The sequence below is a fragment of the Kineococcus endophyticus genome (assembly GCF_040796495.1).
GTDB lineage: Bacteria > Actinomycetota > Actinomycetes > Actinomycetales > Kineococcaceae > Kineococcus > Kineococcus endophyticus.
In genome coordinates this window covers 164405-182739 of record NZ_JBFNQN010000001.1, presented here as the reverse complement: position 1 = coordinate 182739, position 18335 = coordinate 164405, and the positions used below count along the sequence as shown (strand labels likewise).

Here is an 18335-nt window from a genome sequence, read left to right as displayed (position 1 = left end):
GGACGGCGCGGACGCGCGGAGCCGATCAGCGCAGGGCGCGGTTGACCGCCGAGACGATCGCCTTGAGCGAGGCCGTCGTGATGTTGTGGTCGACGCCCACACCCCACAGGACGCGGCCGTCGACGGCGCACTCGACGTAGGCCGCGGCGCGCGCGTCCCCGCCGGCCGACAGCGCGTGCTCGGCGTAGTCGAGGACGCGGACGTCGACTCCCTGCTCACCCAGGGCGGCGCAGAACGCGGCGATGGGCCCGTTGCCGGTGCCCTGCACCGTGCTCACGGTGCCGCCGTCCCAGAGGTCGACCTCCAGGGTGTCCGCCCCGTCGACGACGCTCACCGACCGGGTGCCCCGCAGGGCGAACCGGCCCCACTCGGGCGTGCCCGTGGGCGAGGGCAGGTACTCGTCGGTGAACACCTCGTGGATCTGGCGCGAGGACACCTCGCCACCCTGGGCGTCGGTGCGTTCCTGGATGACCCGGGAGAACTCGATCTGCAGGCGGCGCGGCAGGTCCAGCTGGTGCTCGGCCTTCAGCAGGTACGCCACCCCGCCCTTGCCGGACTGGGAGTTCACGCGGATGACGGCCTCGTAGGAGCGGCCCACGTCCTTGGGGTCGATCGGCAGGTACGGCACCGCCCACGGGATCTCGTCGACGGTCTTGCCGGCGGCGGCCGCGTCGCGCTCCATCGCCTCCAGGCCCTTCTTGATGGCGTCCTGGTGGGAGCCGGAGAAGGCCGTGAAGACGAGGTCTCCGCCGTAGGGGACGCGCTCGCCGACGGGCAGCTGGTTGCAGTGCTCGACCGTGCGGCGGACGTGGTCGATGTCGGAGAAGTCGATCTGCGGGTCGATGCCCTGGCTGAACAGGTTCATGCCCAGCGTGACGAGGTCGACGTTCCCGGTCCGCTCACCGTTGCCGAACAGGCACCCCTCGATGCGGTCCGCCCCGGCCAGGTACCCGAGCTCGGCCGCGGCCACGCCCGTCCCGCGGTCGTTGTGCGGATGCAGCGACAGGATGACGTTCTCGCGGTGGTGCAGGTGGCGCGACATCCACTCGATCGAGTCGGCGTAGACGTTGGGGGTGGCCATCTCGACGGTGGCGGGCAGGTTGACGATGACCTTGCGGTCCGGCGTCGGCTCGAACACCTCGACGACCGCGTTGCAGATGCGCGCGGCGAACTCCAGCTCGGTGCCGGTGTAGGACTCCGGGGAGTACTCGTAGTAGACGGTCGTCTCGGGGATGGTCTCCTCGAACTTCCGGCACAGGCGGGCGCCCTGCAGGGCCAGGTCGACGATGCCGTCCTCGTCGGACCCGAAGACGACGCGCCGCTGCAGCACCGACGTCGAGTTGTAGAGGTGGACGATCGCCTGCTTGGCGCCGCGCAGCGACTCGTAGGTGCGTTCGATGAGGTGTTCGCGCGCCTGCGTCAGCACCTGGATGCGGACGTCGTCGGGGATCAGGTCGTTCTCGACCAGCGTCCGGACGAAGTCGAAGTCGGTCTGCGAGGCGGAGGGGAACCCGACCTCGATGTCCTTGTAGCCCATGGCGACGAGCAGCTGGAACATGCGCAGCTTGCGCTCGGAGTTCATGGGGTCGATGAGCGCCTGGTTCCCGTCGCGCAGGTCGACGGCGCACCAGCGCGGTGCCTGGGTGATGCGCTTGGTCGGCCAGGTGCGGTCGGGCAGGTGGACGGTGATCTGCTCGTGGAACGGCTGGTACTTGTGGAACGGCATCGGGCTCGGCGTCTGGGTGTTCTGCACGTCGTCATCTCCTCATTGCGGGCGGTGTGGCGGCCGGCGCGCACGACGAGGTCCCGCGACGGGGAGACCGGCCTAGCTGGCCCCGCCGCGGCGACGAAGGAGGAGGTTCTCCAGACGAGCCACGGCACCACCGTACCCCTTTGCTCCCCGAGCGCGCCCGACGCTGGTCGCACTACCCTGGTGGATAATCGCCGCTATCTGGCATCGTCATACGCCCGGAGGACCCACCGTGCCGACCGTCACGTTCACCACGGGCGCCCAGGTGGGTCGCTGGCTGCACGGACTGCGCCGGCAGGCCGGGCTGACGCAGACGCAGCTGTCGCAACGGACCGGCGTCTCGCAGCGGTACATCTCCGAGCTCGAGCGCGGCAAGAGCGACCTCACGCTGTCCCGGCTGCTCCTGCTGACCGAGGCCCTCGGAGCCACCCTCAGCGGCAGTGGCCCGGCGGAGGGTCCCTCGTGACGACCCTCGACGTCTGGCTGCACGGGCGGAGGGTCGCAGGCGTCACCGACGAGGCCGGCCGCCTCGTCCTCAGCTGGGCCGAGGACCTCCTCGAGCACGTCCCGGCCGGCTCCCCGGTCCTGTCGGTCCGCCTGGCCGCACAACCGCCCAGCGTCCGACCCCCGTCCGCGCTGGTCCGGGCCTACCTCGGCGGCCTGCTGCCGGAGGTCTCGACGAGCCCCCGGTCACAGCTGGCCCGGCGCGCGGGTACCTCCAGCGACGACGTCCTGGGCCTGCTGGCTGTCGTCGGGGGTGACGTCGCCGGCGCGGCACGGTTCACCGCCGCCGGCTCACCCCCGGCACCGGGGTGGCTCGACCCCCTGGCCGACGACGTCGCCGTCCGACGGCACCTGGAACGTGCGCGTGACGACGAGCGGCTCGGCGACGGTGACTCCTCCCTGCCCGGGGTGCAGCCCAAGACGGCGCTGACCCTCGTCGGCGAGCGGTGGCACGTCCCCCGCGCCGGGTCGGCCAGCACCCACATCCTCAAACCCGAACTCCCCGACCGGCCTGCGCTGCTGCACGACGAGGCGCTGAGCTCGCGGGCGGCGGAGGCGGTGGGGTTGCGCAGCGCCGTGTCCCGCGTCGTCGAGTTCGACGGGTTCCCCGCTCTCGTGGTCCCCCGCTTCGACCGGCACGTCCACCCCGCGACGGGTCAGGTGTCCCGGTCGCACCAGGAGGACGGCGCAGCGGTCCTCGGTCTGACGAGCGACGAGATCGAGGCGAAGTTCGGGTGGCACCGGCCGGCCGCGAACCTCCGCGCACTGGCCGGCGCACTCGCAGACAACGGCGGAGACCGGACCGGACTGCTGCGCTGGGCGACGCTCAACGTCCTGCTGGGCAACACCGACGGACACGCCAAGAACGTCGCGGTCACCCACCGCCCGGACGGCCGGGTCGACCTCGCCCCGGTGTACGACGTCTCCCCGCACGCCCAGCTCGGTCGGGACCGGCTGGCGCTCAGCGTGAACGGGCGGTTCTCCCTCGCCGGGGTCGGGCTCGACGACCTCGTCGCGGAGGCGCGGTCGTGGCGGATGCCGGCCCGACCGGCACGGGCGACGGTCGAGGACGTCGTCGAGCGGTTCCGCGCGTGGCTCGGCGAGGTGCGCGACGCCGCGGACGGCGTCCACCCCGCGTCGGAGGCGGCGATCGTCTGGGTGCGGGAGCACCTCGAACGCCTGCTGGCGTGATGACGTCCCTTGTCCGCGGACGTGGACGCAGCCCACAATGCTGGACACCCGCACCTCGCGCTGGAGGACAGACATGCCCGGCAGCACCCGCTCCACGAGCCCGGTCCTGGACGTGACCATCACGCCCGTCGCCTTCCACGACCCCGCCCTGCTCAACAACGTCGGCGTCCACGAGCCGTTCGCGCTGCGCAGCGTCGTGGAGGTCCGCACGGGCGACGGCGTCGTCGGCCTCGGCGAGAGCTACGGCGACACCGAGCACCTGCAGCGGCTGCACCGCGCGGTCCCCCACCTGCTCGGCGTCGACGTCTTCGACCTGCACGCCGTGGGCCGTGCCGTCGCCGCGTCGCTGGGCGGGGCTGCGTCCCGGGCCGGCGACCTGCTGGGCCAGGTCGTGCAGGACGCCGCCGACCGCGTGCTCAGCCCGTTCGAGGTGGCCTGCCTGGACGCGCAGGGCAAGCTCACCGGCCGCCCCGTGAGCGACCTGCTCGGCGGCGCCGTGCGCGACGAGGTCGCCTACAGCGCCTACGCGTTCTACAAGTGGGCCGCCCACCCCGGCGGCGAGGAGGACGGGTGGGGCGCCGCCCTCGACCCGGCCGGGATCGTGACCCAGGTGCGGCGCATGGTCGACGAGCACGGGTTCACGGCCGTCAAGCTCAAGGGCGGGGTGTTCCCTCCCCAGGAGGAGGTCGAGGCCGTCCGCGCGCTGCGCGCCGAGTTCCCCGACCTCCCCCTGCGGTTGGACCCGAACGGGGCGTGGACACCGGACACGTCCGTGCGGGTGGCCGAGGAACTCGACGGGGTGCTGGAGTACCTGGAGGACCCCACGCCCGGCATCCCCGGGATGGCGGAGGTGTCGCGGCGGCTCGAGGGCCGGATGCCGCTGGCCACCAACATGTGCGTCGTCGCCTTCGAGGACCTGCCGCCCGCCGTGGCGCAGGACGCCGTCCAGGTCGTCCTGTCCGACCACCACTACTGGGGCGGGCTGCGCCGGACGCAGGACCTCGGCCGGATCTGCGAGGTGTTCGGCCTGGGCCTGTCGATGCACTCCAACTCCCACCTCGGGATCAGCCTGGCGGCCATGACCCACCTCGCGGCCGCCACGCCGAACCTCGACTACGCGTGCGACACGCACTGGCCGTGGAAGCGCGCCGACGAGGACGTCGTGGTGCCCGGCGTCCTGGAGTTCTCCGGCGGCGCCGTCCGGGTGCCCACGGGGCCCGGACTGGGGGTGGAACTGGACCGGGACGCGCTCGCGCGGCTGCACGAGCAGTTCGAGCGGTGCGGGCTGCGCGCCCGCGACGACACGACGTACATGCGGACGGTCGACCCGGGGTTCGTCCCGCACCGCGCAGCCTGGTGACGGTTCCACCCTGACCCGGCGCGTGTAGGTTCGGCGGGCCCGGCGGTCACCGAGGACCCCGGCGCGACGACTGGGAGGCGGACCGCATGTCCCTGCACGAGATCGAGTTCCGTTCGGCCAACGGCCGCGACACCGTCCAGGGGTGGTTGTACCGCCCGCCGGGGACGGTGCGCGGGGTGGTCCAGGTCGTCCACGGCCTCGGGGAGCACTCGCGCCGGTACCTGCACCTGACCTCGACGCTGCTCGACGCGGGGTTCGCCGTCGTCGCCGACGACCACGCCGGCCACGGCCGCACCGCGGTCCTGCAGGGCACGTGGGCCGACGCCGGCGCGGACGCCGCCCGCGTCGTCGTCGAGGACGAGCTGACGCTCCAGCGGCACGCCCGGGAACTCCTGCCGGCGGTCCCGGACCTGCCGTACGTCCTGTTCGGGCACAGCTGGGGTTCGCTCATCGCGCGGGCCGTGGCCGTCGACCCCGCGGCACGGCTCAGCGGCCTGGCCCTCGGCGGCATCGTCGCGCAGATGCGGGGTTTCGAGTCCGGCATCGACCGGCAGGCCCTGCGGGCCCTGGCCGAGGGCGAGCAGGCGGCACAGCCGTCGCCGCCGGAACTCGTGGGCCAGTTCTTCGCGGGGTTCCTCGAACGGTTCGGCGAGGGCGCCGGCCCGACCGCGTGGGTCGCCCTCGACGAGGACGTCGTGGCCGACCACGGACGTGACCCGCTCAACAACTTCGGGGCTCCGCTGAGCAACCGGTTCCTGCAGGGGTTCGCCGACCTGTACGACCGGGTGAGCGGGGACGACTGGTACGCGGCCGTCCCGGCGGACCTGCCGGTGCTCGTGGTCGCCGGGGACCAGGACCCCGTGGCGAACTACGGCGAGGGCGCGTACCACGTCGCGAACCGGCTGCACCGCAGCGGGCACCCCGACGTCCGCACCCGGGTGTTCCCCGGCGTGCGGCACGAGGTGCACAACGAACCCCCGACACGCGCAGAGTTCGAGCGCGAACTCGTGGAGTTCGTGGCGCGCGTCTGCGACCGCTGACCCGGTGTCCACGGATGTGGACACAGTCCACTGACGCGGAACGCTGGTAGCCTCGGCCGTGCCGACGACCCGAGGAGCGCCCGTGTCCCGCCCCAGCGACCTGTCCCCCGACGACCTGCGCCGCACCCTCGGCGCGGGGCTGCTGTCCTTCCCCGTGACGCACACGCACGCCGACCTGTCCTTCGACGAGGACGGCTACCGCGAGCACGTCGCCCACCTGTCGGGGTTCGGTGCGAGCGGGCTGTTCGCCGCGGGCGGGACCGGGGAGTTCCCGGCCCTGACCCAGGCCGAGGTGTCCACCGTGGTCCGCGCCACGGTCGAGGCGAACGCCGGGCGCAGCCCCGTCGTGGGCCCGGTCGGGTACGGGACGGCGACGGCCGTGGCGATGGCCCGCGAGGTCGAGGCGGCGGGCGCGGACGGGGTGTTCGTGCTGCCGCCCTACCTCAACGAGGTGACGCAGGAAGGTCTCTACCAGCACGTCGCCGCCGTGTGCCGGGCGACGCGTCTCGGGGTCGTCGTGTACCACCGCGCGAACGCCCGGTTCACGGCCCGCACGGTCGACCGCCTCGTCGCCGAGTTCGACAACCTCGTCGGGTTCAAGGACGGCGTCTGCGACATCGACCTGCTCGCCACCCTGAACGCCCGGCACGGCGACCGGTTGCTGCTCGTCGGCGGGTTGCCCACAGCCGAGACCTACGCGCTGCCGTACCTCGACCTCGGCGCGACGACGTACTCCAGCGCCATCTTCAACTTCGCACCGCGCTGGGCGAAGGAGTTCTACGACCGGGTGCGCGCCGGGGACCGCGCGGGCGTGCAGGCGCGGCTGGCCGAGTTCGTCCTGCCCTACCTCGAGATCCGCGACCGCAGCGCGGGGTACGCCGTCTCGATCGTCAAGGCCGGGATGACGGCCGCCGGCCGCACCGCCGGGGCGGTCCGGCCGCCGCTCACCGACCTCACCGAGGCCGAACTCGCCGAGCTGATCCCCCTCGTCCAGAAGGTGCTCTGAGCGGTGACCTCCAGCGTGGCTCCCCGCGTCGCCGACCTGCGTGTCGTGCCCGTGGCCGGCCACGACTCGATGCTGCTCAACCTCTCCGGGGCGCACGCGCCGTTCTTCACGCGGAACGTCGTCGTGCTGACCGACACCGACGGCCGCACGGGCGTCGGCGAGGTGCCCGGCGGGGAGGCGATCCGGGCGACGCTCGAGGCGTCCGCGGACCTGCTGCGCGGCAGGATCGTCGGCGACCACCGCAACCTCCTGCGCGAGGTCGGGCAGGCGTTCGCCGCACGGGACGTCGCCGGTCGGGGGCTGCAGACGTTCGACCTGCGCACCACCGTCCACGTCGTCACCGCCCTGGAGTCGGCGCTGCTCGACCTGCACGGGCAGTTCCTGGGCCTGCCCGTGGCCGACCTGCTCGGCGAGGGCCGGCAGCGCGACCGCGTCCCGGTCCTGGGGTACCTGTTCTTCGTCGGGGACCGGCGGGCCACGGACCTGCCGTACCGCAGCGCGGCCCACCCCCGGGACGACTGGGAGCGGCTCCGGGACGAACCGGCGCTGGACGCCGGCGCCGTCGTCGCCCTCGCCGAGGCAGCCCACGCCCGCTACGGGTTCGCGGACTTCAAGCTCAAGGGCGGGGTGCTGCCGGGCGGCCAGGAGGCCCAGGTCGTCACGGCCCTGGCCCGGCGGTTCCCGGACGCGCGGATCACCCTGGACCCCAACGGCGCGTGGTCGCTGGCCGAGGCCGTGGCCCTGGGCCGGCGGTTGCGCGACGTGCTCGCCTACGCCGAGGACCCGTGCGGCGCCGAGGGCGGGTACTCCGGCCGGGAGACGATGGCGGAGTTCCGACGGGCGACCGGGCTGCCGACGGCGACGAACATGGTCGCCACCGACTGGCGGCAGCTCGCCCACGCGGTCCAGGCGCACGCCGTCGACATCCCCCTGGCCGACCCGCACTTCTGGACGATGGCCGGGTCCGTCCGCGTCGCGCAGCTGTGCGAGGCGTGGGGGCTGACGTGGGGGTCGCACTCCAACAACCACTTCGACGTCTCCCTCGCCATGACGACGCACGTCGCCGCCGCCGCGCCCGGACGGGTCACCGCGGTCGACACGCACTGGATCTGGCAGGACGGGCAACGCCTCACCCGCGAACCCCTGCGGATCCGCGACGGGTTCCTCGACGTGCCGTCGGCGCCCGGCCTCGGGGTGGACCTCGACGAGGACCGGCTCGCTGCGGCCCACCAGCTGTACCTGGACCACGGGCTCGGCGCGCGCGACGACGCGGCGGCCATGCAGTTCCTCGTCCCCGGGTGGACGTTCGACCCCAAGCGCCCGGCGCTCGACCGCACCCGTGCGTAGGGTCGGTCCCGTGACCTCCCCGACGTGGGACCCGGCGCAGTACGGCCGGTTCGCCTCCCCCCGGTCCCGGCCCTTCCACGACCTCCTCTCCCACGTGGGCGCGACCGCCCCGCGCACCGTCGTGGACGTCGGCTGCGGGCCGGGCAACCTCACGGTGGAGCTGGCACGGCGGTGGCCGCAGGCCCGAGTCCGCGGGGTGGACTCCTCCCCCGAGATGGTCGCGGCCGCACCCGCGGAGGCCGGTGTCGAGTTCGCCGTCGCGACGGCCGAGGAGTTCGACGCGACCGGCGTCGACGTCGTGGTGTCGAACGCCGTCCTGCAGTGGGTCCCGACCCACCGGGAGCTGCTGCGCCGCTGGGCCTGCCAGCTCTCCCCCGGCGCCTGGCTCGCGTTCCAGGTGCCCGCGAACTTCGACGCACCCTCACACGTGCTCATGCGGGAACTCGCCGCCTCCCCGCCGTGGCGGCACCGTCTGGCGGGCGTCCTGCGCGGCACGGAGTCGGTCGCCGCACCCGGCGAGTACCTCGACCTGCTCGCCGGCGCCGGACTGCTCGCCGACGTGTGGCAGACCGAGTACCTGCACGTGCTGCCCGGCGAGGACCCGGTGCTGGAGTGGGTGCGCGGCACGGGGTTGCGCCCCGTCCTGCAGGCGCTGGACGCGGCGAGCGCGGCCGAGTTCGAACGCGAGTACGCGTCGCTCCTGCGCACGGCGTACCCGACGCACGACTACGGGACGCCGTTCCCGTTCCGCCGAACGTTCGCGGTCTCGACGCTGCCCGGCTGACCCGGCGGGTCCAGTTCCAGCAGTTCCAGCAGGTGCGGGGCGGGAGAACTGCCCGCCGACGTGACGACCGAGACGACCCACTCGGGCGCGTCGGCCGGCATGGCCAGCACGGCCAACCCCGCCGCCTCGGGTTTGGCGGCGACGTGCCGCGGGACGATCGCGGTCCCCAGGCCCCGGTTCACGAGGTCGAGCAGCGCGTGGACGTCGCCGACCGAGAACCGGACGCGGCGGTGCACCCCGCGGGCGGCGCAGGCCGCGTCGGTCAGCGGTCGCACGCCCCACGACGGGACGAAGTCGATGAACGCGGAGGCGGGCAGGTCCGCCCAGTCGACGCCGGCGCGACCGGCCAGCGGGTGGTCCGGCTTCACGAGCAGGACGAGGGGTTCGCGGCCGAGCTCCGTCGCGGCGAGGGAACCGAGGTGCTCGGTGGTGGCGACGAAGGCGAGGTCGAGCTCGCCCTCGCGCACGCGGCCGACGAGGTCGTGCGAGCCGGCCTGCTCGAAGTGCACCTCGACCTGCGGGAACCGGCGGTGGAACCGCTCCAGCAACGTCGAGACGTCGACGACGCCGAGGCACTGCTCGGCCCCCACCCGCAGCGTCCCGGACAACCGCCGGGTGGCCTGGACGACGGCGTCGCGGGCGGCCGTGGCCTGCGCGAGCATGCTCCGCGCGAACGGCAGCAGGGCCAGGCCCGCGTCCGTCGGCTGCACGAGGCGCGGGGTGCGGTCGAACAGCGCGGTGCCCAGCTCGTCCTCCAGGGTGCGGATCGCGGCGGAGAGGCCAGACTGCGAGACACCGCTGAGGGCCGCGGCGCGGGTGAACTGCCGCTCGTCGGCCAGCGCCACGACGTACTGCATCTGCCGGAGGTCCATGGCAGAAATGCTACTCATGGATCCGATGACTCCCAGTTGTTGGACTTCTGGCACCGCGGTTCCTAGGCTCGCCGCGTGAAGCAGCGCAGCCTCGGGCGCCCCGGCGCCCCCACCACCCGACAGGTCTCCGCCATCGGCCTCGGCGCCATGCCGCTGAGCATCGAGGGCCGGCCCGACACCGACCGCGCCATCGCCACCGTGCACGCCGCGCTGGACGCGGGCGTCACCCTCATCGACACCGCCGACGCCTACCACCGCGACGCGGACGAGGTCGGCCACAACGAGGAGCTCATCGCCCGCGCCCTGCGCGAGTACGGCTCCTCCACCGACGACGTCGTCGTCGCCACCAAGGGCGGCCACCTGCGCCCCGGTGACGGCTCCTGGACGAAGAACGGCGACCCCGCGTACCTCAAGGAGGCCGCGCGCGCCTCGGCCCGCCGCCTCGGCGTGGAGGCCATCGGCCTGTACCAGTTCCACCGTCCCGACCCGGACGTCCCGTACGCCGACTCCGTCGGTGCGCTGGCCGAACTCCTCGACGAGGGCGTCATCGTCCGCGCCGGCATCTCCAACGCCGACGTCGACCAGATCGAGGAGGCGGACCGCATCCTCGGGGGCCGGCTCGTCTCGGTGCAGAACCAGTTCTCCCCCGCGTTCCGCAGCAGCCTGGGCGAGCTCGAGCACTGCGCCGCGAAGGGCATCTCGTTCCTGCCGTGGTCGCCGCTCGGCGGGATCTCCAACGCCGCCGAGCTCGGCAGCCGGCACGCGGTGTTCGCCGAGGTCGCGCAGGCCCACGGCGTGAGCCCCCAGCAGGTGACCCTGGCGTGGGAACTCGCCCTCGCCGACGTCGTGCTGCCCATCCCGGGGTCCTCCCGCCCGGCGAGCATCACCGACTCCCTCGCCGCCGCGGGCCTGGAACTGTCCGCCGACGAGATCGCCCGCCTGTCCGCCGCCACCTCCGGGGACGCCGCGTGAAGACCTTCGCCCTCGGCACCTCCGACCTGCAGGTGCCCAACGTCGTCCTCGGCCTCATGCGCATCGCGGAGATGTCCGACGAGGACATCCGCACCCTCGTGGCCACCGGCCGCGAGGTGGGCATCACCATGCTCGACCACGCCGACGTCTACGGCGGGTCCAAGCACCGCTGCGAGGAGCGGTTCGCGCAGGCCGTGCAGCTCAGCTCCTCCGAGCGCGAGCAGACGGTCATCCAGACCAAGGCCGGCATCGTCCCGGACGGCCCGTACTTCGACTTCTCCTACGAGCACATCGTCGCCTCGGTGGCGGGGTCGCTGCAGGCCCTGGGCACCGACTACATCGACGTCCTGCTCCTGCACCGGCCCGACGCGCTCGTCGAGCCGGAGGAGGTCGCCAAGGCGTTCGACGAGCTCCACGCCGCGGGCAAGGTCCGGCACTTCGGGGTCTCCAACCAGACGCCGGGCCAGCTGGACCTGCTGCGCAAGCACGTCCGCCAGCCCCTCGTGGCGAACCAGCTGCAGCTGTCCATCACCCACGCCCCGCTCATCGCGCAGGGTGTCGCCTCGAACATGCAGGGGCTCGACCAGTCGATCTCCCGCGACTCCGGGACGCTCGACTACTGCCGCCTGCACGACATCACCGTCCAGGCGTGGTCGCCGTTCCAGGCCGGGTTCTTCGACGGCGTGTTCCTCGACGACGACCGGTACCCCGAGCTGAACGTCGTGCTGGACCGCCTCGCGGCCCAGTACGACGTCCCCAAGCTGGCGATCGCCACCGCGTGGATCACCCGGCACCCGGCGGACATCCAGGTCGTGCTCGGCACGACGAACCCCGACCGGGTGCGGGCGGCGGCCCAGGGTTCGGACCTGCCCCTGACCCGCGCGGAGTGGTACGAGCTGTTCCGCGCCGCGGGCTACACCGTCCCCTGACCCACCGTGCTCCACCCGGCCCGCCGCTCCCGACCCCAGGGGCGGCGGGCCCCCGACCTCGAGGAGACACCGTGCACCACACCCACCTGGGCCCGACCGGTCTGACCGTGAGCCGGATCGTCCTCGGCTGCATGAGCTTCGGCGACGGCAACGAGAAGCAGACCTGGACCCTGGACGCCGAGGCGGCCGAACCGGTCTTCCGCGAGGCCGTCGAACTCGGCATCACGTTCTGGGACACCGCCAACGTCTACGGCCGAGGCAGTTCCGAGCGCGTCACGGGCGAGGCGATCAGGAAGTACACCCGCCGCGAGGACGTCGTCCTGGCGACCAAGCTGTTCGGGGAGATGGGTCCCGGCCCCGGGGAGTCCGGGCTCTCGCGGCGCGCGGTCATGGAACAGGTCGACGCCTCCTTGCGGCGCCTGGGCACCGACTGGATCGACCTCTACCAGATCCACCGCTTCGACCCGGACACGCCCGTCGAGGAGACGATGGAGGCCCTGCACGACGTCGTGAAGGCGGGCAAGGTCCGCTACCTCGGCGCCTCCAGCATGTGGGCCTGGCAGTTCGCGAAGCTGCAGAGCGCCGCCGACCTCGGCGGGTGGACGCGCTTCGTGTCGATGCAGAACCAGTACAGCCTCGGCCAGCGCGAGGAGGAACGGGAGATGTTCCCGCTGCTGACCGACCAGGGCGTCGGCTCGATCCCCTGGGGACCGTTGCAGGCGGGGAAGATGGCCCGCCCCTGGAACGAGCAGAACACGGCCCGCGCCGGGGACGAGCCGCAGACCGACCCCAAGGGCAACCCCGTCCGGCTCGACAGCGACAAGGGCATCGTCGACGCGGTCGAGCGGATCGCGGGCGAGCGGGGCGTCCCGATGGCGCAGGTCGCCCTCGCGTGGGTCCTGCGCAACCCCGTCGTCGACGCCCCCATCGTCGGGGCGACGAAGGTGCACCACCTGCGCGACGCCGTCGCCGCCCTGGACGTCGAGCTGACCGACGAGGAGGTCGCGGCGCTGGAGGAGCACTACGTGCCGCGGCAGCCGACGTTCTTCTGAGCCCCCCGACCCGCCCTCACCCCAGGCGCCACGTGCGCAGGTGCTCCCACCGCAGGGTGCGCCACCACCGGCCCGTCCAGTCCTCGCTGGTCGTCCGGTAGAGCGTGACGGTGTCGCCGCGGAACTCGCGGCTGAACGGCACCGGCAGGTCCCCCACGTACGCCCCGACCTCCGCCGCGAGGTCGGGGCGTTCGTACAGGTCGTGCGAGACCAGGGACAGGTGGGCGGAGAACCCCGCGGGGTCGAAGACGTTCTCCTTGGGGTTCGCCATCGGAACCCGCAGCGGCGCGACCGCCGCGTCGACGGCGCTCGCGAGGTCGAGCAGATCGGTGTTCACCGAACCGTTCTCCCGGTGGTGGACGTCGTAGACGTACCCGATCCCCAGCGGCCGCACCCCGGCGTTGTGGACCGTGAACCCCGGCCGGTCCCGCAGCGCCTCGTCGAGAGCCTCCTCCAGCGCGGCCTCGTCGCGGCCGACGTGCTGGCTGCCGACGAGCGTGGCGTGCGGCGGGAACGCACCCGCCGAGACGAACCCGTACTGCGCGCGCACCTGCGTCGTGACGGTCGTGACCGCGAGGCACGTCGCGGGGTCGGGGCGCAGGTAGACGCCGTAGCGGAACGGGTCCCCCAGCTCCCGGGGTCGTTCCGGTCCTGCCGTCGTCCTGCTCGTGCTCTCCTGGCTCACAGTCCTGCCTGCTCCCGGTAGTCGCTGATGACGGTCCCGGCGGCCTGCGCCGCCTCGTCGAGGGCGGCGTCGAGGGTCTCGTCGCCGCCGTAGGCCTTGTCCATCGCCGGAACGACGACGGACCGGATGCCCGGCAGGGCGCCGGTGAGGGCGCCCGCCGTGGCGGGTGACGTGGCGGCGGAGTCGAACTGCTCGACCGCCACGGCCCACGCCGGGTTCTTCGCGAGGAACTCCCGCTGCGTCGGGCTGTCGTCGACCCCGACGTTGACGGGCGCGTAGCCGGACGCCTGGGAGAACCGTTCCTGCACGGCCGCCGACGCCAGGTGGCTCACGACCTTCCACGCGGCCACCTGCGCTGCGGGCTCGTGCTTGCCGTCGACCCACAGCGAGGCCCCGCCGATGAGGGGGCCGGAGGTCCCGGCGGGTCCGGACAGCGGGAGCGGGTGGGTCGACCAGCCGGTGGCGCCGGTCTTGGCGAGGGAGCCGATGGCGCCCGAGGAGTTGAACATGAGCGCCACCTGACCGGAGGCGAAGGCCTGGATCGCGGCGTCGCCGTTCGTTCCCACGACGAGGGCGGTGCCGTCGACGTGGAGCTTTGTGAGGAGTTCCAGCGCCTCGCGCTGGGCGGAACCGCCGAGACTGAGGGCCGTGGCCCCCGTCCCGCTGCGGCCGTTGTCGGGGGTGACGTAGAGGTCGCCGGCGGCCGCGGTCACCTGCTCGAACCACCACCCGTCGGCCGTCGGGTGGCAGAACCCCTTGACGCCGGGGACCTTCGCGGCGACGGCACGGGCCGCGGCGTCGAGGCCGGCCACCGTCGTGAGCGAGGCGGGGTCGACCCCCGCGCGGGACAGCAGCGCGTCGTTCGCGTACAGCAGCGGCAGCGAGGTGTTGAACGGCACGGAGAGCAGGTCCCCGCCCACCGTGTAGTAGTTCTTCGCCGCCGGGCGCAGCGCGCCGAGGTCGAGGTCCCCGGGGTTCGCCGTGGCCAGCGCGCTCGCGCTGACGGTCTGCCCCGCGTCCTTGACGAAACCCGTGGTGATGTCGCTGCTCAGCAGGACGTGGGGGGTGCTGCCGTCGCGCAGTGCGGCGGTGTACTTGGCCAGGACGTCGTCGTAGTTCCCCTGGTAGACGGCCTGGACGGTGACCCCGGGAGTTCCGGGGGCGGCGTTCCAGGCGTCCAGCACGGCGGTGAGCGCCGCACCGGCCGCTCCCCCGAGCCCGTGCCAGAGGACGACGGACTGCGGCCCGGCCGAGGCCAGTGCGTCCGGTCCGGGGGCCGAGCGGGACGGGCCGGCGCCGGAGGCGTCCGAGGAGCCGGAGGAGCAGGCCGCGAGCGCGGGGGCGGCCAGCAGCGCGGCCGTGACCGCGCGGCGGGTGGGGTGTCGCACGGGGTTTCCTCTCTTCAGGGGGTCTGGGGCAGCGGTTCTGGGTCAGGACTGGCGCGCGGCGAGACCGCGCACGAGGAAGCGCTGCCCGCACAGGACGAGCAGCAGCGTGGGCAGGAGGACGACGAGGGTCCCGGCGTACACGACGCCGGGGGTGCTGCCCTCGGCGACGACGAGTTGCGACAACCCGACCTGCACGGTGCGGGCGTCCGGGCTGTCGGTGATGAGCAGCGGCCAGAAGTAGCCGTTCCAGGCCGCCAGGGCCGACCAGAGCGCGGCCGTCGCGACGTGACCGCGCGCCATCGGCAGGACGATGCGGACCAGGGTGCGCAGGTGACCGGCGCCGTCGAGCGTCGCCGCCTCCCACACCTCGCGGGGCAGGTCGGCGAACGCCTGCCGCAGCAGGAACACCGGGTACGCGGCGCACAGGAAGGGCAGCGCCACGGCGAGGACGGTGTCGCGCAGCCCGAGGGACGTGACGGTCTCGTAGTTCGGGATGACCGTCGACTCCCCCGGCACCGCGAGCGTGGCCAGGAACAGCGCGAGGGCGAGCCCGCGTCCCCGCCACGACGGGAAGACGAGCGCGTAGGCGGCCAGCGCGGCGAGCAGGACCTGGCTGCCGGCCTGCAGGACCGTGACGGCCGCGCTCACCCCGTACTGGCGCAGCAGCGGGATGGACTGCAGCGCAGCGTGGACGTTGTCGAGGGTGAACTCGCGCGGGTCCGGCCACAACCGTCCCGCGGCCACCGCGGCCGGCGACAGGAACGCGGTGGTGAGGGTGACGTAGACGGGGAACGCGACGAGCAGGACCAGGAGCGCCAGCACCGGGACGCGCAGCGCCCTCACCGTTCGCGTCCCAGCCGGAACTGCGCCGCGCTGACGACGAGCACGAGCACCAGCAGGACGAGGGCGAGCGCGGACGCGACGCCGTACTGGGGCACACCGGCCCCGAACGCCCGCTCGTAGAGTTCCTGGACGATCGTGGTCGTGGCTCCTGCCGGGCCGCCGCGGGTGAGGACCTGCACCTGGGTGAAGATCTGCAGTCCGGTGACGGTCTGGGTCACGACGAGGAACAGCAGGCTCGGCCGCAGGGCGGGCACGACGATCGAGACGGACGTGCGCAGGTCGCCGGCGCCGTCGAGCGCGGCGGCCTCCAGGACCGAGGGGTCGAGCCGGCTGAGCGCGGCGAGGACGACGAGGACGGCGAACCCCGCCTCGTACCAGGCCGTGGCGAGGACGATGCTGACCACCGCCCACACCGGGTCCGTCAGCCACCCGGGGCTCGGGACTCCGAGGGCGGCGGCGGCCCGGTCCAGGACGCCGACGCTCGGGGTGAACAACCCGGAGAACGTCGCCGAGGCCGCGGCCGCGGAGTAGGCGAACGGCAACGACAGGGCCACGCCCCCGACGGTCCGGACGAGCCGTCCGGTGGTCCGCAGCAGCAGCCCGGCGACCAGGGCGATCCCGGTCGCGAGCACGACGCTGCCCGCCGTGACGACCACGGTGGTGGCGACGACGCGGAGCAGGGCCGGGTCGGTGAGCACCCGTTCCAGGTTGGCGAGCCCCACCCAGCGGGTGGGGCGGCCGAGCAGGTCGCTGCCGTGCAGGCTCAGCCAGCCGGTGCGCACGAGGGGCCAGTACGAGAAGACCAGCAGGAGCGTCAGGCCGGGCAGGACGAGGAGGGGTGCAGCCCCGGCTCGTGTCCTCGCCCGCAGGTGGGGAACGTTCCCTGTCATGGAGGGAACGTTCCCACTCTCGGACCCTCCAAGGGAACGTTCCCGAGGTGAACGTCAGGTGAAGCCCGGCCGTCAGGGTCGGCCGGCGGTCCGTCCCACGAGGAGCGAGCCGTCGACGGCGCGGTGCCGCGTCACAACCTCGGCGTCGGCGGCCCGCGCGTCGATGGCCGCGGTGACCTCCTCGACCGCGAGCGCCCCCACGACGTCGAGCGGCTGGCGCCAGGAGGTCAGCCCGAGCAGTGGGCCGGCGAGGTCGCCGATGCCGTCGTACCCGGTGACGGACAGGTCCTCCGGCGCGCTCAACCCCCTCGCCCGCAGCGCTTCGAGCGCCGCGACGGCGTAGCGGTCGCTGGCGGTCATGAGGCAGGTGGCGCGCTCGGCCAGGGCCGACTCGACGACCTCGCCGACCCCGTCGAGCCGGGCGTCGCGGTGGTCCTCGGCGCGCAGCTGCGTCACGTGCACGCCGAGCTCGCGCAGCCGGGCGGCCATGGCGTGGCTGCGGGGGGACAACGTCAGCGAGGTGGTCGGCTCCAGCGTGAGGACCACGACCCGCCGGTGCCCGAGGGCGTGGACGTGCTCGGCGAGGGCCCGGCCACCCCCGTGCTCGTCGCAGTAGACGCTCGACAGCGCCGGGCTGCGCTCGGGCCGGCCCGCCACGACCGTGGGCACCCGGGCGGCGAGGGGAAGGACGTCCTCGACGGGCAGGGCGCCACTGCACACGACCAGGCCCTCGACGCGCAGCGAGACGAGGGTCTCCAGCGCCCGCCGCTCCTCGCTCACGGGGAAGGTCCCCGAGCCCGTGGCCGTCACGACGCGGTACCCGACGGCGGACGCCCGTTCCTGCAGGGCCGTCAGCAGGTGGCCGTAGAAGGGCGTCGCGGCGTCGCGGACGAAGGCGCCGAGGGTGTGGGTGCGGCGGGCGACCATGCCCTGCGCCATGGCGTTGGCGACGTAGCCGAGCTCGGTGGCGGCGGCCTGGACGCGTTCGCGGGTGGCGCTGGCGACGCCGGGGGCGCCGGTGAGGACGCGCGAGACGACCGACTTCGAGACCCCCGCGCGGGCGGCGACGTCGAGGATGGTCGGGACGGCAGCGCTCACCCCCGCCCCGCCTCCGCGCGCAGCGCCCCCCAGGCGTCGTCGGCGCCGGTCCACAGGTGGGCGCGCCAGCCCCGCTCCCGGGCCGCCTCGACGTTCACCGGGCGGTCGTCGAGGAACACGACCTCCGACCCCGGGACGCCGAAGGCCTCCTCGACGGCGGCGTAGGCGGCGGGTTCCGGTTTGGCGGCCCGCAGGTCGCAGCTGAAGACGAGGTGCTCCAGCGGGCGGCTCCACGCGGCCGCGCGCACGACGCCGGCCAGGGACTGCGGGGCGTTGGACAGGATCCCGGTGCGGGTGCCGCTGGCGCAGACGGCGGCCAGGAGCTCGGCCGAGGCCGCCGTCGGGGCTCCCCAGCGCGCCGCGTCGACGGCGTCGACCGCCTCGATCCGCGCCTCCACGTCGGAGGCCGTCAGCCCGAGGTCGGTGAGGACAGCCGTCCAGTACGTGCGCGCGTCGTCGCCGCGGTCGTACCCGTCGCGGTACCGCCAGTAGGCCGGGCCGAGGACGTCCGCGGACACGCCCAACGCCGCGGCGACCTCGGGGACCCCGCCCTCCTGCGCGGACAGGACCCCGCCCACGTCGAAGACGACGACACCGGGCACCTGCGGCAGGGAACGTTCCACA

General features: G+C 73.7%; 18 protein-coding genes. 10 read left to right on the top strand and 8 right to left on the bottom strand.

Going from position 1 to position 18335, the window contains the following annotated elements; all coding sequences use genetic code 11:
* Positions 1–25: 25 nt before the first annotated feature.
* A complete protein-coding gene (leuA, locus tag AB1207_RS00830; protein ID WP_367635878.1) occupies positions 26–1753 on the bottom strand; it encodes a 2-isopropylmalate synthase in 1728 nt (575 codons plus the stop codon).
* 229 nt (positions 1754–1982) lie between these two features.
* Here leuA and AB1207_RS00825 point away from each other — a divergent pair, with 229 nt between their 5' ends.
* The 7 genes from AB1207_RS00825 to AB1207_RS00795 all read left to right on the top strand — a co-directional run bounded on the left by AB1207_RS00825 (position 1983) and on the right by AB1207_RS00795 (position 8982).
* Positions 1983–2216, top strand: a complete 234-nt coding sequence (locus tag AB1207_RS00825; RefSeq protein ID WP_367635877.1) for a helix-turn-helix domain-containing protein — start codon at positions 1983–1985, stop codon at positions 2214–2216.
* Positions 2213–3445: a type II toxin-antitoxin system HipA family toxin gene (locus tag AB1207_RS00820; protein ID WP_367635876.1), complete on the top strand. Its 1233-nt coding sequence runs from the start codon at positions 2213–2215 to the stop codon at positions 3443–3445. The genes AB1207_RS00825 and AB1207_RS00820 overlap by 4 nt, the downstream gene beginning before the upstream one ends.
* A 73-nt stretch (positions 3446–3518) precedes the next feature.
* A complete protein-coding gene (locus AB1207_RS00815) occupies positions 3519–4805 on the top strand; it encodes a glucarate dehydratase family protein (RefSeq protein ID WP_367635875.1) in 1287 nt (428 codons plus the stop codon).
* An 86-nt stretch (positions 4806–4891) separates the two neighbouring features.
* Complete coding sequence (locus AB1207_RS00810; RefSeq protein ID WP_367635874.1) at positions 4892–5845, top strand: alpha/beta fold hydrolase; 954 nt, start codon at positions 4892–4894, stop codon at positions 5843–5845.
* 82 nt (positions 5846–5927) lie between these two features.
* Positions 5928–6851 carry a 5-dehydro-4-deoxyglucarate dehydratase gene (gene kdgD, locus AB1207_RS00805; RefSeq protein ID WP_367635873.1) on the top strand — a complete coding sequence of 308 codons (924 nt, stop codon included), beginning with the start codon at positions 5928–5930 and terminating at the stop codon, positions 6849–6851.
* 69 nt (positions 6852–6920) lie between these two features.
* Entirely contained in the window at positions 6921–8198 is a 1278-nt protein-coding gene (locus AB1207_RS00800) for an enolase C-terminal domain-like protein (RefSeq protein ID WP_367636138.1), read from the top strand.
* A 10-nt stretch (positions 8199–8208) separates the two neighbouring features.
* Positions 8209–8982: a trans-aconitate 2-methyltransferase gene (locus AB1207_RS00795; protein ID WP_367635872.1), complete on the top strand. Its 774-nt coding sequence runs from the start codon at positions 8209–8211 to the stop codon at positions 8980–8982.
* Here AB1207_RS00795 and AB1207_RS00790 read toward each other — a convergent pair.
* Entirely contained in the window at positions 8925–9854 is a 930-nt protein-coding gene (locus AB1207_RS00790) for a LysR family transcriptional regulator (RefSeq protein WP_367635871.1), read from the bottom strand. The two genes, AB1207_RS00795 and AB1207_RS00790, sit on opposite strands and share 58 nt — an antisense overlap.
* 75 nt (positions 9855–9929) lie before the next feature.
* On the opposite strand from AB1207_RS00790, the gene AB1207_RS00785 reads away from it, so the two are divergent.
* The 3 genes from AB1207_RS00785 to AB1207_RS00775 all read left to right on the top strand — a co-directional run bounded on the left by AB1207_RS00785 (position 9930) and on the right by AB1207_RS00775 (position 12807).
* Positions 9930–10826, top strand: coding sequence for an aldo/keto reductase (locus AB1207_RS00785; protein ID WP_367635870.1), 897 nt, complete (start codon positions 9930–9932; stop codon positions 10824–10826).
* Entirely contained in the window at positions 10823–11755 is a 933-nt protein-coding gene (locus AB1207_RS00780) for an aldo/keto reductase (protein WP_367635869.1), read from the top strand. Before AB1207_RS00785 ends, AB1207_RS00780 begins: the two co-directional genes overlap by 4 nt.
* A 71-nt stretch (positions 11756–11826) precedes the next feature.
* Positions 11827–12807 carry an aldo/keto reductase gene (locus AB1207_RS00775; protein ID WP_367635868.1) on the top strand — a complete coding sequence of 327 codons (981 nt, stop codon included), beginning with the start codon at positions 11827–11829 and terminating at the stop codon, positions 12805–12807.
* A gap of 16 nt (positions 12808–12823) precedes the next feature.
* Here AB1207_RS00775 and AB1207_RS00770 read toward each other — a convergent pair whose 3' ends face one another.
* The 6 genes from AB1207_RS00770 to AB1207_RS00745 form a co-directional block, all read right to left on the bottom strand.
* On the bottom strand, positions 12824–13492 hold the full coding sequence (locus AB1207_RS00770; protein WP_367635867.1) for a heme utilization protein: 669 nt from the start codon (positions 13490–13492) through the stop codon (positions 12824–12826).
* Positions 13489–14880: an extracellular solute-binding protein gene (locus AB1207_RS00765; protein ID WP_367635866.1), complete on the bottom strand. Its 1392-nt coding sequence runs from the start codon at positions 14878–14880 to the stop codon at positions 13489–13491. The genes AB1207_RS00770 and AB1207_RS00765 overlap by 4 nt, the downstream gene beginning before the upstream one ends.
* 42 nt (positions 14881–14922) lie before the next feature.
* Positions 14923–15723, bottom strand: coding sequence for a carbohydrate ABC transporter permease (locus tag AB1207_RS00760; protein WP_367635865.1), 801 nt, complete (start codon positions 15721–15723; stop codon positions 14923–14925).
* Positions 15720–16613, bottom strand: coding sequence for a carbohydrate ABC transporter permease (locus AB1207_RS00755; RefSeq protein WP_367635864.1), 894 nt, complete (start codon positions 16611–16613; stop codon positions 15720–15722). The genes AB1207_RS00760 and AB1207_RS00755 overlap by 4 nt, the downstream gene beginning before the upstream one ends.
* A gap of 72 nt (positions 16614–16685) precedes the next feature.
* Positions 16686–17711, bottom strand: coding sequence for a LacI family DNA-binding transcriptional regulator (locus AB1207_RS00750; protein WP_367635863.1), 1026 nt, complete (start codon positions 17709–17711; stop codon positions 16686–16688).
* Positions 17708–18334, bottom strand: a complete 627-nt coding sequence (locus AB1207_RS00745) for an HAD-IA family hydrolase (protein ID WP_367635862.1) — start codon at positions 18332–18334, stop codon at positions 17708–17710. The genes AB1207_RS00750 and AB1207_RS00745 overlap by 4 nt, the downstream gene beginning before the upstream one ends.
* Between the last annotated feature and the right edge of the window lies 1 nt (position 18335).

Bases quoted from the DNA above. Each gene is read 5' to 3' on its own strand.
- AB1207_RS00815 (WP_367635875.1), top strand. From the start codon at position 3,519: ATGCCCGGCAGCACCCGCTCCACGAGCCCGGTCCTGGACGTGACCATC.
- AB1207_RS00810 (WP_367635874.1), top strand. From the start codon at position 4,892: ATGTCCCTGCACGAGATCGAGTTCCGTTCGGCCAACGGCCGCGACACC.
- AB1207_RS00800 (WP_367636138.1), top strand. From the start codon at position 6,921: ATGCTGCTCAACCTCTCCGGGGCGCACGCGCCGTTCTTCACGCGGAAC.
- AB1207_RS00790 (WP_367635871.1), bottom strand. From the start codon at position 9,854: ATGGACCTCCGGCAGATGCAGTACGTCGTGGCGCTGGCCGACGAGCGG.
- AB1207_RS00755 (WP_367635864.1), bottom strand. From the start codon at position 16,613: ATGACAGGGAACGTTCCCCACCTGCGGGCGAGGACACGAGCCGGGGCT.